This is a genomic window from Pantoea sp. X-Soil-MYKO-1785, from assembly GCF_059730675.1.
Genome location: NZ_AP036000.1, coordinates 1 through 15407, shown reverse-complemented (window position 1 = coordinate 15407; position 15407 = coordinate 1). Strand labels below are relative to the sequence as shown.

14 protein-coding genes are annotated in these 15407 nt (G+C 54.7%); all 14 read right to left on the bottom strand.

Annotated features, from left to right (window positions below; translation table 11 throughout):
• Positions 1 to 75: 75 nt before the first annotated feature.
• The 14 genes from pstS to mnmG all read right to left on the bottom strand — a co-directional run bounded on the left by pstS (position 76) and on the right by mnmG (position 15083).
• The gene (gene pstS, locus AC6I8D_RS00070; RefSeq protein ID WP_312054949.1) at positions 76 to 1119 is read right to left on the bottom strand and encodes a phosphate ABC transporter substrate-binding protein PstS; all 1044 of its coding nucleotides are present in this window, start codon (positions 1117 to 1119) and stop codon (positions 76 to 78) included.
• Positions 1120 to 1284: 165 nt separating this feature from the next.
• On the bottom strand, positions 1285 to 3114 hold the full coding sequence (gene glmS / locus AC6I8D_RS00065) for a glutamine--fructose-6-phosphate transaminase (isomerizing) (RefSeq protein ID WP_031376164.1): 1830 nt from the start codon (positions 3112 to 3114) through the stop codon (positions 1285 to 1287).
• A 147-nt stretch (positions 3115 to 3261) separates the two neighbouring features.
• Complete coding sequence (gene glmU / locus AC6I8D_RS00060) at positions 3262 to 4632, bottom strand: bifunctional UDP-N-acetylglucosamine diphosphorylase/glucosamine-1-phosphate N-acetyltransferase GlmU (protein ID WP_497819487.1); 1371 nt, start codon at positions 4630 to 4632, stop codon at positions 3262 to 3264.
• A 161-nt stretch (positions 4633 to 4793) separates the two neighbouring features.
• Positions 4794 to 5213 (bottom strand): F0F1 ATP synthase subunit epsilon, encoded by a 420-nt coding sequence (locus AC6I8D_RS00055; RefSeq protein ID WP_312054953.1) that lies wholly within the window; start codon positions 5211 to 5213, stop codon positions 4794 to 4796.
• A gap of 23 nt (positions 5214 to 5236) precedes the next feature.
• On the bottom strand, positions 5237 to 6634 hold the full coding sequence (atpD, locus tag AC6I8D_RS00050; RefSeq protein ID WP_010258870.1) for a F0F1 ATP synthase subunit beta: 1398 nt from the start codon (positions 6632 to 6634) through the stop codon (positions 5237 to 5239).
• Positions 6635 to 6664: 30 nt separating this feature from the next.
• Positions 6665 to 7531: a F0F1 ATP synthase subunit gamma gene (atpG, locus tag AC6I8D_RS00045; RefSeq protein ID WP_031376166.1), complete on the bottom strand. Its 867-nt coding sequence runs from the start codon at positions 7529 to 7531 to the stop codon at positions 6665 to 6667.
• 52 nt (positions 7532 to 7583) lie between these two features.
• A complete protein-coding gene (gene atpA, locus AC6I8D_RS00040; RefSeq protein ID WP_069728658.1) occupies positions 7584 to 9125 on the bottom strand; it encodes a F0F1 ATP synthase subunit alpha in 1542 nt (513 codons plus the stop codon).
• A gap of 14 nt (positions 9126 to 9139) precedes the next feature.
• The gene (atpH, locus tag AC6I8D_RS00035) at positions 9140 to 9673 is read right to left on the bottom strand and encodes a F0F1 ATP synthase subunit delta (protein WP_031376168.1); all 534 of its coding nucleotides are present in this window, start codon (positions 9671 to 9673) and stop codon (positions 9140 to 9142) included.
• Positions 9674 to 9687: 14 nt separating this feature from the next.
• Positions 9688 to 10158, bottom strand: coding sequence for a F0F1 ATP synthase subunit B (gene atpF / locus AC6I8D_RS00030; RefSeq protein WP_031376169.1), 471 nt, complete (start codon positions 10156 to 10158; stop codon positions 9688 to 9690).
• A gap of 105 nt (positions 10159 to 10263) precedes the next feature.
• On the bottom strand, positions 10264 to 10503 hold the full coding sequence (atpE, locus tag AC6I8D_RS00025) for a F0F1 ATP synthase subunit C (protein WP_003849523.1): 240 nt from the start codon (positions 10501 to 10503) through the stop codon (positions 10264 to 10266).
• 104 nt (positions 10504 to 10607) lie between these two features.
• Positions 10608 to 11426 carry a F0F1 ATP synthase subunit A gene (gene atpB / locus AC6I8D_RS00020; RefSeq protein ID WP_497819486.1) on the bottom strand — a complete coding sequence of 273 codons (819 nt, stop codon included), beginning with the start codon at positions 11424 to 11426 and terminating at the stop codon, positions 10608 to 10610.
• A gap of 8 nt (positions 11427 to 11434) precedes the next feature.
• Complete coding sequence (gene atpI / locus AC6I8D_RS00015) at positions 11435 to 11815, bottom strand: F0F1 ATP synthase subunit I (RefSeq protein ID WP_031376171.1); 381 nt, start codon at positions 11813 to 11815, stop codon at positions 11435 to 11437.
• A 713-nt stretch (positions 11816 to 12528) separates the two neighbouring features.
• On the bottom strand, positions 12529 to 13146 hold the full coding sequence (gene rsmG, locus AC6I8D_RS00010) for a 16S rRNA (guanine(527)-N(7))-methyltransferase RsmG (protein WP_312054957.1): 618 nt from the start codon (positions 13144 to 13146) through the stop codon (positions 12529 to 12531).
• A 47-nt stretch (positions 13147 to 13193) separates the two neighbouring features.
• Positions 13194 to 15083, bottom strand: coding sequence for a tRNA uridine-5-carboxymethylaminomethyl(34) synthesis enzyme MnmG (mnmG, locus tag AC6I8D_RS00005; protein ID WP_312054958.1), 1890 nt, complete (start codon positions 15081 to 15083; stop codon positions 13194 to 13196).
• Positions 15084 to 15407 lie beyond the last annotated feature (324 nt).

Below are 15407 nucleotides of genomic sequence, written 5' to 3'. Positions count from 1 at the left end.
CTTCAGGAGTTAACAGGGCGGCAGTACGCCGCCCGTTGGGTCTGACCGAACCGGAGTCCGGCCAGGGTCGGTCAATTACTGATAAAGCGCCTTACCAGAACTGTCTTTGATATTGGCTTTCCAGGCAGCGCGAATCTGCTCGGTCACGCTTTCAGGCAGGGCGGCATAATCCAGCGCGGTGGCGGTTTTGCTGCCGTTTTTGTACGCCCAGTCAAAGAACTTCAGCACTTCGCTGCCTTTGGCCGCATTAGCCTGATCTTTGTAAACCAGGATAAAGGTGGTGGAAGAGATAGGCCAGGCATCCGCACCTTTCTGGAAGGTCAGGTCCTGAGCGAAAGATTTGCTCCAGTCTGCGCCTTTCGCCGCGTTGCTGAAGCTGGTTTCGCTCGGTGCGACCGGCTTGCCATCAGCGTCCATCAGTTTGGTGTAGGTCAGGTTGTTCTGTTTGGCGTAGGCATATTCCACATAGCCGATTGAACCCGGCAGACGCTGGACAAACGCGGCCACGCCGTCGTTGCCTTTGCCACCCAGACCGACCGGCCAGTTTACGGTGTTGCCTTTACCAATTTTGCTGTTCCACGCCTCATTCACTTTCGCCAGGTAGCTGGTGAAAACGAATGAGGTACCTGAACCATCAGCGCGGCGCACCACGTTGATATTCGTCTCTGGCAGTTTTACGCCTGGATTGAGTTTAGCGATCGCCGGATCGTTCCACTTTTTGATGGTGCCGAGGTAGATGTCGCCGACGGTTTTACCGTCCAGCGTCAGTTCACCTGATTTGATGCCCGGCAGGTTAACCGCCAGCACCACGCCGCCGATCACCGTCGGGAACTGGAACAGGCCATTTTTCTGCAAATCTTCATCTTTCATTGGCGCATCGGACGCACCGAAATCGACGGTTTTGGCGATGATTTGTTTCACGCCGCCAGATGAACCGATGCCCTGGTAGTTAACTTTGCTACCGGTGGCTTGCTGATACTCTGCTGCCCACTTGGCATAAACCGGCGCCGGGAACGTCCCGCCTGCGCCCGTCAGATCGGTGGCCGCAAAAGCAGATACCGCGCTGACTGCAAAGGTGGCGGCGAGGATTCGGGCTACGGTGCTACGCATCAGTGTCATGTTCCCTCCAGGGGAGAAAATTCAGGCTCGGGGCCGTTTTAGTAAGAGTCAGTGATTGCTGCAGGAGGGAAAATAGGACAGTTTGATGACAATGAAATGTACGAAATATGACAGTTATATGACAGTGGGCAAAAATGAAGCGGGCCCGCGACCGGGCCCACTTTGTTATTCTACGGTAACCGATTTCGCCAGGTTACGCGGCTGATCGACGTCGGTGCCTTTGATCAGCGCGACGTGATACGACAGTAGCTGCAACGGCACGGTATAGAAGATCGGCGCAATCACCTCTTCCACGTGGGGCAGCGGGATAATCTTCATCCCGTCACTGTCGCTGAAGCCGGCATCCTGATCGGCAAACACATACAGCAGACCGCCGCGTGCCCGCACCTCTTCGATGTTGGATTTAAGCTTCTCCAGCAGTTCGTTGTTGGGTGCCACCACGATCACCGGCATATCGGCATCAATCAGCGCCAGCGGGCCGTGCTTCAGCTCGCCCGCCGCATAGGCTTCGGCGTGAATGTAGGAGATCTCCTTCAGCTTCAGCGCGCCTTCCATGGCGATCGGGTACTGATCGCCACGGCCGAGGAACAGCGCATGATGCTTATCCGAGAAGCCCTCTGCCAGATTTTCAATCAGCTTATCCTGCGCCAGCATCTGTTCGATCCGGCTGGGCAGCGCCTGCAGCGCGTGGACAATCTCATGCTCGGTTTCCGCCGCCATGCCTTTCAGCCGGCCCAGCTTCGCCACCAGCATCAGTAACACTGCCAGCTGCGTGGTAAAGGCTTTGGTCGAGGCAACACCGATTTCGGTGCCCGCTTTGGTCATCAGCGCCAGATCAGATTCCCGCACCAGCGACGAACCGGCCACGTTACACACCGCCAGGGAACCGAGATAGCCCAGCTCTTTGGAGAGACGCAGTGCTGCCAGGGTGTCGGCCGTTTCGCCCGATTGCGATAAGGTGATCAGCAGGCTGTTTTTCCGCACTGCCGACTTGCGGTAGCGAAACTCAGAGGCAATCTCGACATCGCACGGGATGTTTGCCAGCGACTCAAACCAGTAGCGTGACACCATGCCGGAGTTATACGAGGTGCCGCAGGCGATAATCTGGATATGCTCCACCTGCGCCAGCAGCGCTTCTGCACCTGCGCCCAGCTCGCTGAGATCGACCTGGCCGTGACTGAAACGGCCACTCAGAGTGCTTTTCAGCGCCATCGGCTGCTCGTAGATCTCTTTCTGCATGTAATGGCGGTAGATGCCTTTGTCACCGGCATCATACTGCAGGGTCGATTCGATCTCTGCGCGCGTCACCGGTTTACCGGTACGATCAACGATGGTCACATCGCGACGGCTGATTTCCGCGATATCACCCTCTTCCAGATAGATGAACCGACGCGTCACCGGCAGCAGCGCCAGCTGATCGGAGGCAATAAAGTTCTCGCCCACGCCACGACCGATCACCAGCGGGCTGCCGGAGCGTGCCGCCACCAGCAGCGACGGATCGCGGCTGTCCATGATTACCATGCCATAGGCACCGCGCAGTTGCGGGATGACGCGCAGCACCACTTCACGCAGCGTTCCGCCCTGTTTCTGCTCCCAGTGAACCAGGTGCGCCACCACTTCGGTGTCGGTTTCAGAGGCAAAAACGTAGCCACGCTCGATCATCGCAGCGCGTAGCGGCTCATGGTTTTCAATGATGCCGTTGTGCACGATAACGATGTGCTCAGAAACGTGCGGATGCGCATTGGCTTCCGACGGCTCGCCGTGCGTTGCCCAACGCGTATGGGCAATACCGGTGCCGCCAATCAGCGGCTGCTGTTCGGCTGCATCGGCCAGCTTCTGCACTTTCCCTAAACGTCGCAGGCGCGTTACGTGCCCCTGACGATCGACCACGGCCAGACCGGCCGAATCATATCCGCGATACTCAAGACGACGCAGGCCTTCCAGCAGAATTTCTGCGATATCGCGTTGTGCTACTGCACCAACAATTCCACACATAATGATGTTTTCCTGACTACATGGCTGTTCGCCACTTTCGTTGTCATGCGACCTGATATCCGGCTTTGCCGGTTCCCCGAGCCTTGTAGAGAGTGGGGATTATAGTTTTGGCACTGCATCGGCCCGCTTCATGCGGGCCGTTAAAAATTATTTTTTCTTCTGTGGGCGCTGCCAGTCCGCTTTGTGATTCTGCTCTTTGCGGTTGTAGACCAGTCCCGCTTCGGTGACATCTTTCATAATGGTGGTGCCCGCCGCAATGGTAGCACCTGCAGCCACGCTGACCGGCGCCACCAGCTGGGTGTCCGAGCCGACAAACACGTTATCGCCAATCACGGTTTTTGATTTATTCGCGCCATCATAGTTACAGGTGATGGTGCCGGCCCCGATGTTGACGTTAGCGCCGATCTCCGCGTCGCCCAGATAGGAGAGGTGACCCGCTTTCGAACCTTCGCCCAGACGGGCTTTTTTCATCTCAACGAAGTTACCGACATGGGCGGCGTGCGCCAGTTCACTGCCGGGACGCAGACGGGCAAAGGGTCCGACGGTACAGGCGCTGGCCAGATTCGCATCCTCGATCACCGAATAAGGGCTGATGTCGCAATCGTCGCCGATCACGCTGTTTTTGATGATACAGCCGGCGCCGATTTTTACCCGATCGCCCAGTGTTACCTGACCTTCAATGATGACGTTGGTGTCGATTTCCACATCCCGGCCGTGGGTCAGAGTGCCGCGCAGGTCAAAGCGGGCCGGATCGCGCAGCATTACGCCCGCCAGCAGCAGGCGCTCAGCCTGTTCAGTCTGATAAGTGCGTTCCAGCGTTGCCAGCTGCAGACGATTATTCACGCCATCGGTCTCACTGATGCGCGTCGGATGAACCGCCTCAATCAGCCGGCCTTCCTGATGCGCCAGCGCGATGATATCGGTGATGTAGTATTCACCCTGCGCGTTGTTGTTGGTGAGCTGCGCCAGCCAGCGTTTCAGATCGCCACCGTTGGCGATCAGGATACCGGTGTTGATTTCAGTGATTTGCAGCTGCTCTGGCGTGGCATCTTTCTGCTCGACGATGCCGACAATGGTGCCGTTCTCACGCACGATGCGGCCATAGCCGGTCGGGTTCTCCAGTACCACGGTGAGCAGGCCGATGCCGCCCTGCGGTTTGGCCTCACGCAGGCGCTGTAACGTCGCCTCAGCGATCAGCGGTACGTCGCCGTAGAGCATCAGAATGTCTTCATCGTCAGCGAAGCAGGGCGCGGCCTGCTGCATGGCGTGGCCGGTGCCGAGCTGCTCGGCCTGCAGCACCCAGTTGAGGGCGCTGTCGGTGAGGGTGGCTTTAAGACGATCGCCGCCGTGACCATAAACCAGATGCACCTGCTGCGCGCCCAGTCCTTTGGCCGCGTCAATCACATGCTGCACCATCGGTTTACCTGCCAGCGTATGCAGAACTTTTGGCAGATCGGAATACATACGGGTGCCCTTGCCAGCGGCAAGGATCACCACACTCATCGCACTGTTAGACATATCTATCCTGAGTGAATTTTTACGGGTGAAAGTAAAACGGTTTGAGGGTGAGATTACTACATTTTTCTCAGGCCGAAATTAGGCGGGAGGGCGCAGATGACCCGACAGACAAAAAAAATGCCAGCCCGAAGGGCTGGCATTTCGTGACGCATAAAGCTGGATTACATCGCTTTTTTGGTCAGTTCGATCACGCGCAGTTTAGCAATGGCTTTCGCCAGCTCGGCAGAGGCCTGAGCATAGTCCACGTCACCGTGGCTGCTGTTCATGTGCTCTTCTGCTTTGCGTTTCGCTTCCAGGGCGCGGGCTTCGTCCAGATCGGTACCGCGGATAGCGGTATCGGCCAGAACGGTGGTGCTGCCCGGCTGCACTTCCAGCACGCCGCCAGAGAGGTAAATAAACTCCTCTTCGCCGTGCTGTTTCACGATACGGATCATTCCAGGCTTAATGGCAGTCAGCAGCGGCGCATGGCCAGGGAAAATCCCTAACTCACCTTCGCTACCTGACACCTGAATTTTCTGTACCAGACCAGAGAACAACTGATTCTCTGCGCTGACCACATCCAGGTGATAAGTCATAGCCATAATCTTCCTCCCGGGAACCGTTATTACAGTTTCTTCGCTTTTTCCACGGCTTCTTCGATGGCACCAACCATGTAGAAGGCCTGCTCTGGCAGGTGGTCAAACTCACCTTCCATGATGCCTTTAAAGCCACGGATAGTGTCTTTCAGCGTAACGTACTTGCCCGGAGAACCGGTGAAGACTTCCGCAACGAAGAACGGCTGAGACAGGAAGCGCTGAATCTTACGCGCACGTGCCACCAGCAGTTTATCTTCTTCAGACAGCTCGTCCATACCGAGGATGGCGATGATGTCTTTCAGCTCCTGGTAACGCTGCAGCAGTGACTGAACGCCACGCGCTACGTCGTAGTGCTCCTGACCCACAACCAGTGGATCCAGCTGACGGCTGGTAGAATCCAGCGGGTCAACAGCCGGGTAGATACCCAGAGAGGCGATCTGACGGCTCAGCGTTACCGTTGAGTCTAAGTGCGCAAAGGTGGTTGCTGGTGACGGGTCAGTCAGGTCATCCGCAGGGACGTAAACGGCCTGTACGGAGGTGATTGAACCAGTCTTGGTGGAGGTAATACGCTCCTGCAACACACCCATCTCTTCGGCCAGCGTTGGCTGGTAACCTACCGCAGATGGCATACGACCCAGCAGTGCAGAAACTTCGGTACCGGCCAGGGTATAACGGTAGATGTTATCGATGAACAGCAGAACGTCACGGCCTTCATCACGGAATTTTTCCGCCATGGTCAGACCGGTCAGTGCCACGCGCAGACGGTTACCCGGCGGCTCGTTCATCTGGCCATACACCAGGGCAACTTTGTCGATAACGTTGGAGTCGGTCATTTCGTGGTAGAAGTCGTTACCCTCACGAGTACGCTCACCCACACCGGCAAACACTGAGTAACCTGAGTGTTCAGCCGCGATGTTACGGATCAGTTCCATCATGTTGACGGTTTTACCTACACCCGCACCACCGAACAGACCCACTTTACCGCCCTTGGCGAACGGACACATCAGGTCGATAACCTTGATGCCGGTTTCCAGCAGTTCCTGCGAGTTAGACTGATCTTCATAAGAAGGTGCCGCGCGGTGAATAGAGGCGATCTCTACTGCGCTGCCATCTTCTTCTTTCAGCTCGCCTTTCATGTCGATTGGCTCGCCGAGAACGTTCATGATACGGCCCAGGGTCGCTTTACCGACCGGAACCTGAATCGGTTTCTGCAGGTCGTTGACGCTCAGACCACGCTTCAGGCCGTCAGACGTACCCATTGCAATGGTACGGACCACGCCGCCGCCCAGCTGCTGCTGAACTTCCAGCACCAGACGCGCATCACCATTCATAACCTCGAGGGCACTGTACACTTGCGGTACCGCGTCCTGAGGGAATTCGACGTCAACAACGGCGCCGATAATCTGGACAATCTTTCCAGTTGCCATCTTGAATCCTCTACCTAATTCCAAACCTGGTTAAACCGCGGAGGCCCCCGAGACGATCTCGGTAAGTTCCTGGGTGATGCTGGCCTGACGAGCTTTGTTGTACACCAACTGCAGCTCTTTGATCAGATTTCCGCCGTTATCGGTTGCGGCTTTCATCGCTACCATACGTGCGGCCTGCTCACTGGCCAGATTTTCCACCACACCCTGATAAACCTGCGATTCGACGTAACGACGCAGCAGGGTATCCAGCAGCGCTTTCGGATCGGGTTCGTACAGGTAATCCCAGGTCTTCGCCTTCATCTCTTCTTCACCTTCCGCTGGCGGTAACGGCAGCAGTTGGGTAATGGTCGGAGTCTGAGACATGGTGTTATTGAACTTGTTACTGACGATCATCAGTTTGTCGATGCGGCCTTCATCATAAGCCTGCAACATCACTTTTACCGGGCCAATCAGGTCAGACAGGGTCGGTTTATCGCCCATGCCGCTGACTTGCGCCACGATGTTGCCACCAACAGAACTGAAGAATGACGCCCCTTTAGAACCGATAATCGACAGATCGCTCTGCACGCCTTTATCGGACCAGGACTTCATATCTGCCAGTACTTTCTTGAACAGGTTAATGTTCAAACCACCACAAAGCCCGCGGTCAGTTGAAACGACCAGGTAGCCGACGCGCTTAACGTCGCGCTCTTGCAGGTAAGGGTGCTTGTATTCCAGATTACCCAACGCAAGGTGACCAATCACTTTGCGCATGGTGTCTGCATACGGACGGCTGGCCGCCATGCGTTCCTGCGTTTTACGCATCTTGGAGGCGGCGACCATTTCCATCGCTTTGGTGATCTTCTGCGTGTTTTTCACGCTTCCGATCTTGCTTCGTATCTCTTTTGCGCCGGCCATTAGCTTCTCCTCAAAGCCTTGCGGCCTGCCTTTTCAGACAAGCCGCCAGACATTACCAGGACTGGGTTGCTTTAAACGTATCGATCAGGCCTTTCAGCTTGGCTTCGATATCGTTGTTGTAGTTACCCGACTGGTTGATTTCAGCCATCAGCTCGGCGTGATCGCGATCCGCGAAGGCCAGCAGTGCAGCTTCAAAGCTGCCAATTTTTGCCAGCTCAACGTCGTTCAGATAGCCACGCTCGGCCGCGAACAGAACCAGACCCTGCTGCGCGACTGACATCGGCGCATACTGTTTCTGCTTCAGCAGCTCGGTGACTTTCTGACCGTGGCTCAGCTGTTTACGGGTTGCATCGTCCAGATCAGAGGCGAACTGCGAGAACGCCGCCAGTTCACGATACTGTGCCAGCGCGGTACGGATACCACCGGACAGTTTCTTGATGATCTTGGTCTGTGCAGCACCACCAACACGCGATACCGAAATACCTGGGTTAACCGCCGGACGAATACCGGAGTTGAACAGGTTCGATTCCAGGAAGATCTGACCATCAGTAATCGAGATTACGTTGGTCGGAACGAACGCAGAAACGTCGCCCGCCTGGGTTTCGATGATCGGCAGTGCTGTCAGTGAACCGGTTTTACCTGTCACGGCACCGTTAGTGAAACGCTCAACATAATCAGCGCTTACGCGTGATGCACGTTCCAGCAGACGGGAGTGGAGATAGAACACGTCGCCAGGGAATGCTTCACGACCTGGTGGACGGCGCAGCAGCAGAGAAATCTGACGGTAAGCAATCGCCTGCTTAGAGAGATCATCATAAACGATCAGCGCATCTTCACCGCGGTCACGGAAGTACTCACCCATCGCACAGCCTGCGTACGGAGAGAGATACTGCAGGGCAGCGGATTCAGAAGCAGAGGCCACCACAACGATGGTGTTCTGCAGCGCGCCGTGCTCTTCCAGCTTGCGAACCACGTTAGAGATGGTTGAGGCTTTCTGACCAATCGCAACGTAGACGCACTTGATGCCTGAGTCGCGCTGATTGATGATTGCATCGATCGCCATCGCGGTTTTACCGGTCTGACGGTCACCGATGATCAGCTCACGCTGGCCACGGCCGATTGGAATCATCGCATCGACCGACTTATAACCGGTCTGAACCGGCTGGTCGACTGACTGACGGTCGATAACGCCTGGTGCAATCACTTCAACCGGTGAGAAACCGTCGTTGTCAATTGCGCCTTTACCGTCGATTGGTGCACCCAGGGTGTTCACCACACGGCCCAGCAGACCACGGCCTACCGGTACTTCCAGAATACGGCCAGTACACTTCACCTTCATGCCTTCGGCGAGGTCAGCGTAAGGACCCATTACCACTGCACCTACTGAGTCACGCTCGAGGTTCAGGGCAATCGCGTAACGGTTGCCCGGCAGGGCAATCATCTCACCCTGCATCACATCGGCCAGGCCGTGTACGCGGATGATACCGTCACTTACAGAAACAATCGTACCTTCGTTGTGAGCTTCACTCACGACATTGAACTGAGCAATGCGCTGCTTGATCAGTTCGCTGATTTCGGTGGAATTCAGTTGCATATGCTCCAGTCCCCTTAAGACTGCAAGACGTCAGCCAGACGGTCAAGACGGCCGCGTACGCTGCCATCAATAACCAGATCACCCGAACGGATGATCACGCCTGCCATCACAGACTTATCAATTTTGCAATTCAGCTTAACTTTGCGTGACAGACGTTTTTCCATCGCGGCGCTGATTTTATTCAGCTGGTCGTCACTCAGCGTACTGGCGGAGATAACATCAACTTCTGCGGTGGCTTCATAAGCGTCACGCAGGTCGATGAATTGGGCCAGTACTGCCGGAAGCGCTGTCAAACGTCCGTTTTCCGCCATCACCTTAATCAGGTTCTGCGCGGGTTCATCCAGTTGATCACCACAGACTGCGTTAAACGACGCTGCCAACGCTTCGGGTGCTAACGCACCTGAAAGAAGATCAGCCATCTGTTCATTGCGAGCCACTTCTGCGGCAAACGCCAGCATCTGTTGCCAGCGTTCAATACTTTGATGCTCAACAGCAAAGTCAAAAGCTGCTTTGGCGTAGGGGCGAGCTACAGTAATCAGATCAGACATCAGCCCCTCCCTCCTTACAGTTCAGCGACCAGTTTATCAACGATGTCGCTGTTAGCAGCTTCATCCACGGAACGTTCGATGATCTTCTCGGCACCGGCCATAGCCAGCAACGCGACTTGCTTACGCAGTTCTTCACGAGCACGTTTGCGTTCGGCGTCAATCTCAGCCTGCGCTTGTGCCACGATGCGAGCACGTTCGTTATCAGCTTCGGTTTTGGCTTCGTCCAGAATCTGCGCGCGACGCTTGTTCGCTTGCTCGATAATGACCTGAGCGTCTTCTTTAGCTTTTTTCAGCTGGTCGGTCGCATTAGCCTGCGCGAGATCCAAATCTTTCTTCGCGCGTTCAGCAGAAGCAAGGCCTTCAGCAATTTCTTTCTGGCGCTTTTCGATGGCAGCCATAATCGGCGGCCATACGTACTTCATGCAGAACGCGACAAACAGGATGAACGCGATGGCCTGGCCGAGGATTGTTGCATTAATGTTCACAGCACAATGCCTCTAATTGAGTATTTAACTTTTCTGCCGTTATCAACGATAAGCGGCAGAATCCGTTCACCCTTGCACACTGTGCGCTGAGTGAACACAGGAGCTTTAGGCGACAGCAAACATCACGTAGAGACCCAGACCAACAGCGATCATCGGGATTGCATCCACCAGACCCATTACAACAAAGAACTGCGTGCGCAGCAGAGGAATCAGGTCAGGCTGACGAGCAGCGCCTTCCAGGAATTTTCCTCCGAGGATGCCGATACCGATCGCAGCACCGATTGCCGCCAGGCCCATCATCACAGCGGCAGCCATGTACAGCAGATCCATATTCAGGTTTTCCATGACAGTCTCCAGTTTGTTTCAGTTAAATGCTCCCTTCATCTTCCGGGCTGCAGCCTGATGGCTGTCACCCGGAATAGAGAGGGAAAGTAGTGTTGAGAAAAAAATCAGTGTTCTTCAGATGCCATCGACAGATAGACAATCGTGAGGACCATGAAAATGAAAGCCTGTAGCGAAATGATCAGGATGTGGAAAATGGCCCACGGCACATTCAGCACCCACTGCGACCACCACGGCAACAGACCGGCAATAAGGATAAAGATCAGCTCACCCGCATACATGTTGCCGAACAGTCGTAAACCGAGAGAAACCGGTTTAGACAGCAGGCTAACACCTTCCAGAATCAGGTTGATCGGGATGAAGATCGGGTGGTTAAAAGGCTGCAGCGTCAGCTCTTTAGTGAAGCCGCCAATGCCTTTCATTTTGATGCTGTAGAACAGAATCAAAATAAAGACGCCCAACGCCATTGAGAGCGTGATGTTCACGTCTGCAGACGGCACGACGCGCAGCGCCGGCAGGCCCAACCATTGCTCACCGATATACGGCAGCAGATCGATTGGCAGCAGATCCATGAAGTTCATCAGGAAGACCCAGACAAAAATTGTCAGCGCCAGCGGGGCGATAAGTTTGCTCTTACCGTGATACATGTCGCGCACGTTGTCATCAACGAAGCCGACAACCAGTTCGATAGCCGCTTGTAATTTCCCTGGCACACCGCTGGTAGCTGTTTTAGCTACTTTACGGAACAACACCAGGAAGATGAATCCCAGCACCAGAGAGAAAAACATGGAATCGATATTTAATACCCAGAACGTCGCGGGAGCGTCGTGCGGATTCACTAACTCGAAAGTACGCAGGTCCAGCTGAAGGTTATTCAGGTGGTGTCCTATGTATTCTTGCGGAGTAGAGATTTCTCCTGCAGCCATGATGCCTCTTACCCTTTGTTGTTAATTACCGCCGGTGCCAGCATTTGTACCACCAGCACCGATAACCAGGTTATTCCGACCGGCCAGAAAACCGCCCCGAATAGACCCAACGCCACAATGAGCAAAATGATGGTCGCGAACACTTTGGCTATTTCACCCAAAGCGAAGCTCCACGCGACTCGCCCCGAAGCCGGGGTTTGCCCCTGCAGGCGCCAGGCTAAAAACAAAAACAACACGTTCGGCAGCCAGGCTGCCGCTCCGCCAGCTACAGCAGAGACGCCCCAGGTGACATCTTTCAGGGCAAAGAGTGCGCCGATGATGACGATTGTCACCAGCTGAATCATCAGCACTGTCCGGGCGAATTTTACACTGTAAAGAGACACTGACATGACGCTGATACTCTCCTGCCCCATTCGGGGTATGTCGCGTGTCGTATAAGACTGCCTTTACGCATTTGAGTCAAGCAGCAAAAGCCGTGCAAATTATACGGGCCGCACCTGCGATTTCAATCGGTAAGTAGCGAAAAGGTGAACAATTATTTAAATTTCTTTCCGGAGGGCTATTTTTCCAAACATCCCCCGCTAAGGATTGGCCATTTTCCGGTTGAAAATTGGCTGGCGACTTGCTTTTAAAGCGTGCTTTAGATCACATAATAAGCATTCACGCCGCCAGGACTTTTCTCAGTATGCTAATTGCCAGCCTTACACATACCCAATTAAACCAACAAAATCATGATATTGAAAATAGATCGTCCGCCAGAAAAGCCTATTTACGCTAAAAACACGCTATTGACATCGAACTGTGCATGAGAAACGTGAAATTCATATTACGCACGCCAGGTAATTACCTTGATATATTTTCTGACGTGACTATTTTTATTCCGTTAGTCCGCTATACAAGTGATCTTTGTGCTAACTAAATGTGAATTAAACGTTAAATGTAACAGAGTTTTTCGGATAATTTCCGACGGCTTTTTTAACTTTTCGCCGTCAGAGGCTTAATGAAAATCCGTTATTATTAGCGCATCAAATGCACTTTTTTTGACCAGCCAGCGGGATAAGGCAAAATGCCGCAGCGGGTTAAATCCTTACGTATTTCAGGCTTATTGCTGACGAAGGATCACCAGGTGACGGTCGCCTTCCAGCTGCGGGACCTGCAGTTTAATCACCTCATCACAGCGATAGCCTGCCGGTAAGCTGGCGATTTCATCATCCGGACGAACACCTTTAAGGGCAAAAAAGCGCCCTTCTGCCCCGGGCAGATGATGACACCAGTTCACCATGTCAGTCAGCGAGGCGAATGCCCGGCTGATTACGCCGTCAAACGGCGGCTCTGCCGGGAACGCTTCAACCCGGCTCTGCACCGGCGTAATGTTAGTGAGTCCTAACTCATGCTGCACCTGACGCAGGAAGCGCACCCGCTTACCGAGGCTGTCGAGCAGCGTAAAGTGCGCATCAGGCATCACAATCGCCAGCGGTATGCCTGGCAGGCCCGGTCCGGTACCGACATCAATAAAGCGTGAACCGATCAGGTGTGGTGCCACCACAATGCTGTCAAGAATATGGCGAACCAGCATCTGTTGCGGATCGCGCACTGACGTCAGGTTGTAGGCTTTGTTCCACTTGTCCAGCAGGCCGACATAGGCAACCAGCTGCTGTTTTTGTTGATCGGAGAGGGAAATCTTGGCTGCCTGCAGCAGCGAGGTGAGTGTGTTGATCACAGCGTAAGTCCAGTCAGCGGGGGCGAGTCGCCTCGCCCCGTTTCAGGTCAGGCGCTTTTGCGCAGCAGACCCTGTTTTTTCAGATAAATAAGCAGAATAGAGATCGCCGCCGGCGTGATGCCGGAAATGCGCGTCGCCTGACCAATCGAGGTGGGTTTGTGGTCATTCAGCTTGGCGATCACCTCATTCGACAGGCCGTTGACCTGGCGATAATCCAGATCCACCGGCAACAGGGTGTTCTCGTTGCGCTGCTGACGATCGATCTCTTCCTGCTGACGCGCAATGTATCCTTCATATTTAACCTGAATCTCAACCTGCTCCGCCGCCTGCTCATCAGCCAGCGCCGGGCCAAAGGTATCCAGCGTCATCAGGGTGAGATAGGTCATTTCCGGACGACGCAGCAAATCTTCGCCGCTGGCTTCTTTGGTCAGCGGTGCGCTGAGGACGGTGTTCACCTCGGCAACGCGCTCCGATTTAGGGTGTACCCAGATATCGCGCAGACGCTGACGTTCCTGCTCAATCGCTTCCAGCTTCTGGTTGAAACGCGCCCAGCGGGCATCATCGACCAGGCCCAGGGCACGGCCGGTTTCGGTCAGACGCAGATCGGCATTATCCTCACGCAGCATCAAACGATACTCGGCGCGGGAGGTAAACATGCGGTACGGCTCTTTAGTACCGAGGGTGCAGAGGTCATCAACCAGCACACCGAGGTAAGCCTGATCGCGACGCGGGGCCCAGCCCTCTTTGTCGGCAGACTGCCGCGCGGCGTTGAGGCCGGCCAGCATCCCCTGCGCGGCGGCTTCTTCGTAACCGGTGGTGCCGTTGATCTGTCCGGCAAAGAACAGACCGTTAATGAATTTGCTCTCCAGCGTCGGTTTCAGATCGCGTGGATCAAAGAAGTCATACTCAATGGCATAGCCCGGACGCACGATCTTCGCATTTTCCATGCCCTGCATCGATCGTACGATCTGGATCTGTACGTCAAACGGCAGGCTGGTCGAGATGCCGTTCGGGTAAATTTCGTTGCTGGTCAGCCCTTCCGGTTCCAGGAAGATCTGATGGGCGTTACGATCGGCAAAGCGCATCACCTTGTCTTCGATTGACGGACAGTAACGCGGGCCGATCCCTTCGATGATCCCAGCGTACATCGGGCTGCGATCGAGGTTATTGCGGATCACTTCATGGGTTTTTTCGTTGGTATGGGTGATCCAGCACGGCACCTGCTGCGGATGCTGAGCGGCATTGCCCATGAACGAGAACACCGGCATCGGGTTATCGCCATGCTGCGGCGCCAGTACGCTGAAGTCGATACTGCGTGCGTCAATGCGCGGCGGCGTACCGGTTTTCAGGCGATTAACCCGCAGTGGCAGGGCACGCAGACGTTTTGCCAGCGGAATGGAAGGTGGATCGCCAGCGCGACCGCCGCTGTAGTTATCCAGTCCGATATGAATTTTCCCGTCGAGGAAGGTCCCTACCGTCAGCACCACGGTCTTCGCCCGGAATTTCAGCCCCATCTGGGTAACGGCACCGACGACCCGATCGTTTTCCACAATCAGATCGTCGACCGCCTGCTGGAAGATCATCAGGTTGGGCTGATTTTCCAGCGCAGTGCGAACCGCCTGCCGATAGAGCACGCGATCGGCCTGAGCACGGGTTGCCCTGACGGCCGGGCCTTTGCTGGCGTTTAGTATCCTAAACTGGATGCCAGCCTGATCGATTGCATGGGCCATCAGACCCCCCATGGCATCCACTTCCTTCACCAGATGTCCTTTGCCAATACCACCGATCGCCGGGTTACAGGACATTTGTCCAAGCGTATCAATGTTATGGGTGAGTAACAGGGTTTGCTGACCCATTCGGGCTGCCGCCATTGCGGCTTCGGTGCCCGCATGACCACCACCAATTACGATGACGTCAAAAGGATCCTGATAAAACATGAAGTGGTACCTCGGTTGATAAACGTGCCGGATCGTCGTCCTGGGGCGTGGATTCTACTCAAATTCCGTCTGGGGTGAAAGCCGCGGGATCGTCCGGTTTTAAAAGAAAGGATCTTAGATCTGTATATGATCTTTCTGTTAGATCTCTTATTAGGATCGCCGGTTTCTGTGGATATGTGCCAGAACAGCTGTCAAATCAGGTGATTACTTAGGATCACTAGCTGTTAATGATCGGTGATCCTGATCCGTATAAGCTGGGATCTAAATGGCGACTTATACACAGCTCAAAAAGCATACTACGGTTATTCTTTGGATAACTACCGG

Bases quoted from the DNA above. Each gene is read 5' to 3' on its own strand.
- pstS (WP_312054949.1), bottom strand. From the start codon at position 1,119: ATGACACTGATGCGTAGCACCGTAGCCCGAATCCTCGCCGCCACCTTT.
- glmS (WP_031376164.1), bottom strand. From the start codon at position 3,114: ATGTGTGGAATTGTTGGTGCAGTAGCACAACGCGATATCGCAGAAATT.
- glmU (WP_497819487.1), bottom strand. From the start codon at position 4,632: ATGTCTAACAGTGCGATGAGTGTGGTGATCCTTGCCGCTGGCAAGGGC.
- AC6I8D_RS00055 (WP_312054953.1), bottom strand. From the start codon at position 5,213: ATGGCTATGACTTATCACCTGGATGTGGTCAGCGCAGAGAATCAGTTG.
- atpD (WP_010258870.1), bottom strand. From the start codon at position 6,634: ATGGCAACTGGAAAGATTGTCCAGATTATCGGCGCCGTTGTTGACGTC.
- atpG (WP_031376166.1), bottom strand. From the start codon at position 7,531: ATGGCCGGCGCAAAAGAGATACGAAGCAAGATCGGAAGCGTGAAAAAC.
- atpA (WP_069728658.1), bottom strand. From the start codon at position 9,125: ATGCAACTGAATTCCACCGAAATCAGCGAACTGATCAAGCAGCGCATT.
- atpH (WP_031376168.1), bottom strand. From the start codon at position 9,673: ATGTCTGATCTGATTACTGTAGCTCGCCCCTACGCCAAAGCAGCTTTT.
- atpE (WP_003849523.1), bottom strand. From the start codon at position 10,503: ATGGAAAACCTGAATATGGATCTGCTGTACATGGCTGCCGCTGTGATG.
- atpB (WP_497819486.1), bottom strand. From the start codon at position 11,426: ATGGCTGCAGGAGAAATCTCTACTCCGCAAGAATACATAGGACACCAC.
- atpI (WP_031376171.1), bottom strand. From the start codon at position 11,815: ATGTCAGTGTCTCTTTACAGTGTAAAATTCGCCCGGACAGTGCTGATG.
- mnmG (WP_312054958.1), bottom strand. From the start codon at position 15,083: ATGTTTTATCAGGATCCTTTTGACGTCATCGTAATTGGTGGTGGTCAT.